General features: G+C 70.0%; 6 protein-coding genes. 4 read left to right on the forward strand and 2 right to left on the reverse strand.

What is annotated here, in order from left to right; all coding sequences use genetic code 11:
* The first annotated feature begins 137 nt into the window (after positions 1-137).
* From ACWGI6_RS20730 to ACWGI6_RS20745, 4 genes are read left to right on the forward strand one after another with little or no spacing between them, the layout of a single operon-like run.
* Positions 138-1,670 (forward strand): pyridoxal phosphate-dependent decarboxylase family protein, encoded by a 1,533-nt coding sequence (locus tag ACWGI6_RS20730; protein ID WP_453268873.1) that lies wholly within the window; start codon positions 138-140, stop codon positions 1,668-1,670.
* Between the two features lie 34 nt (positions 1,671-1,704).
* A complete protein-coding gene (locus tag ACWGI6_RS20735) occupies positions 1,705-3,024 on the forward strand; it encodes a lysine N(6)-hydroxylase/L-ornithine N(5)-oxygenase family protein (protein WP_453268874.1) in 1,320 nt (439 codons plus the stop codon).
* A complete protein-coding gene (locus ACWGI6_RS20740) occupies positions 3,021-3,590 on the forward strand; it encodes a GNAT family N-acetyltransferase (protein WP_453268875.1) in 570 nt (189 codons plus the stop codon). The genes ACWGI6_RS20735 and ACWGI6_RS20740 overlap by 4 nt, the downstream gene beginning before the upstream one ends.
* Entirely contained in the window at positions 3,587-5,392 is a 1,806-nt protein-coding gene (locus ACWGI6_RS20745; protein ID WP_453268876.1) for an IucA/IucC family protein, read from the forward strand. The genes ACWGI6_RS20740 and ACWGI6_RS20745 overlap by 4 nt, the downstream gene beginning before the upstream one ends.
* 91 nt (positions 5,393-5,483) lie before the next feature.
* Here ACWGI6_RS20745 and ACWGI6_RS20750 read toward each other — a convergent pair whose 3' ends face one another.
* Together ACWGI6_RS20750 and ACWGI6_RS20755 are read right to left on the reverse strand one after the other, a co-directional pair.
* On the reverse strand, positions 5,484-6,233 hold the full coding sequence (locus ACWGI6_RS20750) for a hypothetical protein (protein ID WP_453268880.1): 750 nt from the start codon (positions 6,231-6,233) through the stop codon (positions 5,484-5,486).
* On the reverse strand, positions 6,170-7,043 hold an 874-nt coding region (locus ACWGI6_RS20755; RefSeq protein WP_453268881.1), incomplete at its 5' end, for a hypothetical protein. The genes ACWGI6_RS20750 and ACWGI6_RS20755, both read right to left, overlap by 64 nt.

Below are 7,043 nucleotides of genomic sequence, written 5' to 3' on the forward strand. Positions count from 1 at the left end.
CACGGCACCCGCACCCCACCCGAGGCGTGGTTAGGTTAGCCTTACCTCACCACGTCGCACGGGTGGGTCTCCCTGCCCCTGCGCGCACCCCAGCCTGCGCAGGACGTGGTCAAGTCCGCACCAGGGAGGACACCTTCATGAGTCTCCTCGCGCACCCCGCCGAGGATCCGGCCGACAGCCGGACATATCTGCTCAACGAGAAGACCGCCCAGCGCTACCACAGCGCGGTCACCGAGAGCGTCACACGGATCAGTGCCAAAATCGCCGGTACTGCCCGCCCGTTCACCGGCATCACCGTCGACGGCCTCACCCCCACGGTCTCCGGCGTCGACCTCGACGCACCGCTGTACGACGCGGCCGCCGCGCTCGACGAACTCGAAGAGGTCTACCTCCGCGACGCCGTCTACTTCCACCACCCGCGCTATCTGGCCCACCTCAACTGCCCCGTGGTGATCCCCGCCCTCGTCGGCGAGGCCGTGCTCTCCGCCGTCAACTCCTCCCTGGACACCTGGGACCAGAGCGCCGGCGGCACCCTCATCGAACGCCGGCTCATCGACTGGACGGCCGACCGGATCGGCCTGGGCGAACAGGCCGACGGGGTCTTCACCAGCGGCGGCAGTCAGTCCAACCTCCAGGCCATGCTGCTCTCCCGCGACGAGGCGTGCCGCCGCGAACTGACCGGTGACGGCGCACCGGCCGACGCCCGCCTCACCGACGTCCTGCCCCGGCTGCGGATCCTCACCTCCGAATGCAGCCACTTCAGCATCCGCAAGTCGGCCACCCTGCTCGGCATGGGCGCGGAGGCCGTCATCGCCGTCCCCAGCGACAAGAACAAGCGGATGCGCACCGACAGCCTGGCCGAGGAACTGGCGCGCTGCCGCCGCGACGGCCTGATACCCATGGCCGTCGTCGCCACCGCAGGCACCACCGACTTCGGCTCCATCGACCCGCTCCCCGAGATCGCCGGCCTGTGCGCCGGCTACGGCGCCTGGATGCATGTCGACGCCGCCTACGGCTGCGGCCTGCTGGTCTCCCGCCGCCGGGAGCTGCTCACCGGCATCGAACGCGCCGACTCGGTGACCGTCGACTACCACAAGTCCTTCTTCCAGCCGGTCAGTTCGAGCGCCGTCCTGGTCCGCGACCGCGCCATGCTGCAGCACGTCACTTACCACGCGGACTACCTCAATCCGCGCCGTATGGCGGAGCAGCGCATCCCCAACCAGGTCGACAAGTCGATCCAGACCACCCGCCGCTTCGACGCCCTCAAGCTCTGGCTCACCCTGCGCATCATGGGTGCCGGGGCCGTCGGGGAGCTCTTCGACGACGTCATCGACCGCGCCGCGGAGGCCTGGAAACTCCTCCACGACGACCCCCGCTTCGCCGTCGTCGTCGAGCCCCAGCTGAGCACCCTGGTCTTCCGCTACGTCCCCAGCACCGACCAGGACCCCGAACTCAGCGACCGGGTCAATCTGCACGCCCGGGAGGCCCTGTTCGCCTCCGGTGACGCGATCGTCGCGGGCACGGTCGTCGACGGCCGCCACCACCTCAAGTTCACCCTGCTCAACCCGGAGACCACGCTGGAGGACATCGCCACCGTCCTCGACCTGATCGCCGAGCACGCCGGCAGCTTCCTCGCCGAGCAGCCGCGGCCGGCGCTCAGCGCGCGCTGACCCTCCCCCACGACCGATCCCCCTCGGAGACCCTGTGTCCGCCCCTTACGACTTCATCGCCATCGGCCTCGGCCCGTTCAACCTCGGCCTGGCCTGCCTCACCGAGCCGATCGACGGACTCGACGGCCTGTTCCTGGACAACAAAGCGTCCTTCGACTGGCACCCCGGCATGATGCTGGACAGCAGCCACCTCCAGGTGCCGTTCCTGGCCGACCTGGTCACCCTCGCCGACCCCACCTCGCCCTTCTCGTTCCTGAACTACCTCAAGGAATCGGGGCGGCTCTACCCGTTCTACATCCGCGAGAACTTCTATCCGCTGCGCGCCGAGTTCACCGACTACTGCCGCTGGGCGGCCGGCAAACTGGGCAACGTCCGCTTCGCCCACCAGGTCACCACCGTCGAGTACGACGAGAGCGAAGAGCTCTACGCCGTCCACGCCGAGCACCTCCCCACCGGCGAGCGCACCACCTACCGCGCCCGGAAACTCGTCCTGGGCACCGGCACCCCGCCGTACGTCCCCGACGCCTGCCGGGACCTGGGCGGCGACCTGCTGCACAACTCCGACTACCTGGACGCCAAGGCCGCCCTCCAGGCCAAGGACAGCATCACCCTCGTCGGCAGCGGCCAGAGCGCGGCCGAGATCTACTACGACCTCCTGCAGGACATCGACAGCCACGGCTACCAGCTGACCTGGACCACCCGCTCCCCGCGCTTCTTCCCCCTCGAATACACCAAGCTCACGCTGGAGATGACCTCACCGGAGTACGTGGACTACTTCCACGCCCTCCCCGCCGCCACCCGCGACCACCTCAACGCCACCCAGAAACACCTGTACAAGGGCATCGACTCCGAGCTGATCAACGACATCTTCGATCTGCTCTACCAGAAGAACCTGGCCGGCCCCGTCCGTACCCGTCTCCTCACCAACACCGCGCTGAACCGGGCGCGTTACGACGAGACCTCCGGCACCTACACCCTCGGCCTGCGCCAGGAGGAACAGGGCAGCGACTTCACCCTCGACACCCAGGGCCTGATCCTCGCCACCGGCTACCGCTACCGCGTACCCGACTTCCTCGCCCCCGTCCACGACCGCATCGCCTGGGACGACGCCGGCCGCTACGACGTGGCGCGCAACTACAGCATCGACACCACCGGCCACGGCATCTACGTGCAGAACGCCGAACTGCACACCCACGGCTTCGTCACCCCCGACCTCGGCATGGCCGCCTACCGCAACGCGTGCATCATCCGCGAACTGCTCGGCCGCGAGTACTACCCGGTCGAAAAAGCCGTCGCCTTCCAGGAATTCGCCGCCCCGGCCGGCCCGCACCACCTCATGGAGACCCCGGCATGAGCACCCCGCTCTTCACCCGTACCGACCCCGCGCTGGGAGCATTCTCCGTGCGCCCGGTCGACCCGTCCGGCGACGCCGAGCTGCTGCACGGCTGGGTCACCCACCCCAAGGCCGTCTTCTGGCTGATGCAGGAATGCGACCTCGCCGCGGTCGAGAAGGAGTTCACGCGGATAGCCGCCGACCCCTTCCATGACGCCTTCCTCGGCCTGCACAACGGCACCCCGGCCTTCCTCATGGAGCGCTACGACCCCGCCCACCGGGAGCTGGTCGGTATCCATGCCGCCGCACCCGGCGACGTCGGCATGCACTTCCTGTCGGCCCCCACCGACACCCCCGTGCACGGCTTCACCCGTGCCGTCATCACCACCGTCATGGAGATGCTCTTCGCCGACCCGGCCACCCGCCGCGTGGTCGTCGAGCCCGACGCCGGCAACACCGCCGTCCACGCCCTCAACAAGGCCGTCGGCTTCGAGATCCAGCGCACCGTCTCGCTCCCCTCCAAAGATGCCTACCTCAGCACCTGCACCCGCGAACAGTTCCTGGCCACCCGAGGAGACCACCGATGACCGCCGGCAACGGGCCGACCGCCCAGGACTCCGTCGCCCACCTCACCCCCGCGCTGTGGGCCCGCGCCAACCGCCTGCTGATCCGCAAGGGCCTCGCCGAGTTCGCCCATGAGCGGCTGCTGACCCCCAAGCGCCTGCCGCGGGACGGCCACTACGGCGTATGCAGCGACGACGGCACCACCGAGTACCGCTTCGCCGCCCGCCGGCAGGCCCTGGACCACTGGCAGGTCGACGCCGACAGCATCACCCGCCACCGCGGTGACACCGAACTCCCCCTGGACGCACTGGAGTTCTTCATCGAACTGCGCAATGCCCTGGGCCTCGGCGAGGAGATCCTGCCGGTCTACCTGGAGGAGATCAGCTCGACCCTGTCCGGCACCGCCTACAAGCTCGCCGCCGACCTGCCCAGCGCCGCCGAGCTCGCGAAATCACCGTTCCAGGCCATCGAGACCGGCATGACCGAGGGCCACCCCTGCTTCGTCGCCAACAACGGCCGCCTCGGCTTCGGCATCCACGAGTACCACGCCTACACCCCGGAGGCCGCGAGCCCGCTCCGGCTGATCTGGCTCGCCGCCCACCGCGACCACGCCACCTTCACCGCCGGCGCCGACCTCGACTACGACACCCTCGTCCGCGACGAACTCGACGACGCCACCCGCACCCGCTTCGCCGCCACCCTCACCGGCCTCGGCCTCGACCCCGACGACTACTACTTCTTCCCCACCCACCCCTGGCAGTGGTGGAACAAGCTCGCCGTCACCTTCGCCGCCGAGGTCGCCCAGCAGCGCCTGGTGTGCCTGGGCCCCGGCGACGACGACTACCTCGCCCAGCAGTCCATCCGCACCTTCTTCAACACCACCAGCCCCACCAAGCACTACGTCAAAACGGCCCTCTCCGTCCTCAACATGGGCTTCATGCGCGGCCTGTCCGCCTCCTACATGGAAGCCACCCCGGCCATCAACGACTGGCTGGCCCGCCTGATCGCCGCCGATGACACCTTCCGGGCCGCCCGGTTCTCGATCATCCGCGAGCGCGCCGCCATCGGCTACCACCACCGCCAGTACGAGGCCGCCACCGCCAAGGGCTCCGCGTATCTGAAGATGCTCGCCGCCCTGTGGCGAGAAAGCCCGGTACCCACCGTCGAGCCGGGCCGGCGGCTGGCCACCATGGCCTCGCTGCTGCACCTCGACGACGAGGGCGGCTCGTTCGCCGCCGCCCTGATCGAGGAGTCCGGCCTGGAGCCCGCCGTCTGGCTGCGCCGCTACCTCGACGCCTACCTGACCCCGGTCCTGCACGCCTTCTACGCCTACGACCTGGTCTTCATGCCGCACGGCGAGAACGCCATCCTGGTCATCGAGGACGGCGCCGTGGCCCGCGTGATCTTCAAGGACATCGCCGAAGAGATCGCCGTCATGGACCCGCACGCGGTCCTGCCCCCCGCCGTCGAACGCATCCGCGCCGACGTCCCCGAGGACAAGAAGCTCCTCTCGATCTTCACCGACGTCTTCGACTGCTTCTTCCGCTTCCTGAGCGGCACCCTCGCCGACCGCGGCATCCTCGACGAGGCCCCCTTCTGGCGCACGGTCGCCGCCTGCGTCACCGACTACCAGGCGTCCGCGCCCCACCTCGCCGACAAGTTCCGCCAATACGACCTGTTCACCCACGAGTTCGCCCTCTCCTGCCTCAACCGGCTCCAGCTGCGCAACAACCAGCAGATGGTCGACCTCCAGGACCCCGCGGGCGCCCTCCAGCTCATCGGCACCCTCCGCAACCCCCTCGCCCCTTACGCGCCGACCCCCTGACCCGCACCGCAAAACGAAGAAGGGCGGGACCCACCACGGGGTCCCGCCCTTCTCTTCCTCACCTCAGCTCAGCTCACGACGAGCAGCCGGCTCAGTCCTTCGCGGGACCCTCATCGTCCCGCGCACCGTCGCCCTCGGCCGCCTCATCCGACTCGTCGGTGTCCTCCAGCGCATCGGTGAACTCCACCCCGTCCAGCTCCGCGAGCCGGTCCGAGGCATCCGTCGTGCCGCCCTGGTCGGCCTCCAGCGCCCTGGCGAACCAGTCCCGCGCCTCGCCCTCGCGCCCGACCTCCAGCAGCGCATCCGCGTACGCATACCGCAGCCGCGCCGTCCACGGGTGCACCGCGCTCGACGCGAGCTCCGGGCTCTGCAGCGTCACCACCGCGGCGTCCGCCTGCCCCATGTCCCGCCGGGCACCCGCGGCCACCAGCCGCATCTCGACCTGGCCGGCCCGGTCCAGCTTCTGCGTCTCGGGCTCGCCGGCCATGGCCAGCGCCTTCTCCGGCCGCCCGAGACCGCGCTCGCAGTCCGCCATGACGGGCCACAACTCCACGCCACCGGTCATCCGCCGCGCCGCCCGGAACTCCGCCAGCGCCTCGCTGTACTTCCCGACCGCGTACGCCGCAAAGCCCGCGGCCTCACGCACCGCCGCCACCCTGGACGCCAGCCGCAGCGCCACCCGCGAGTACCCGTACGCGCTCTCCGGGTCCTCGTCCAGCAGCTTCGCCACCATCACCAGGTTCTTGGCCACATCATCGGCAAGCGTCTTCGGCAGGCTCAGCAGCTCCTGACGCACATCCTTGTCGATCTCATCACCGGTGACATCCTCCGGAATCGGCAGCCGCTTGATCGGCTCCCGGTCCCGGTCCCGCCGGTCATCGCGCCGATCGTCCCGGCGGTCATCCCGCCCGCGCCCCGCGCCATACGGCCGACGCCCGCGCTCATCGTCCCTACGGAACCCACCCCGGTCATCCCGCCGCGGCCCCCGGTCATCCCTACGGAACCCACCGCGATCGCCCCCACGGTCATCCCGCCGGTCGCCACCACGGAACCCACCGCGGTCACCACCGGACGGACGATCGTCCCTACGGAACCCACCACGGTCGCCCCCACGGTCATCCCGCCGGTCGCCACCCGACGGACGATCGTCACGGCGGAATCCACCACGGTCACCACCGGACGGACGGTCATCCCTACGGAACCCACCACGGTCACCGCCACGGTCGCCACCGCGGTCATCCCGCCGGTCATCACGACGGAACCCGCCGCGATCGCCCCCGCGGTCATCCCGCCGGTCGCCACCGCGATACCCACCGCGGTCGCCACCCGACGCACGATCGTCACGGCGGAATCCACCACGGTCACCACCGGACGGACGGTCATCCCTACGGAACCCACCCCGGTCGCCGCCACGGTCGCCGCCCCGGTCATCCCGCCGGTCGCCACCACGGAACCCACCGCGGTCACCACCCGACGGACGATCATCACGACGGAACCCGCCGCGGGCACCGCCCCGGTCATCCCGCCGGTCGCCACCGCGATACCCACCGCGGTCACCACCCGACGCACGATCGTCACGGCGGAATCCACCACGGTCACCACCGGACGGACGGTCATCCCTACGGAACCCACCCCGGTCGCCGCCACGGTC

This window comes from Streptomyces sp. NPDC054786, from assembly GCF_053611685.1.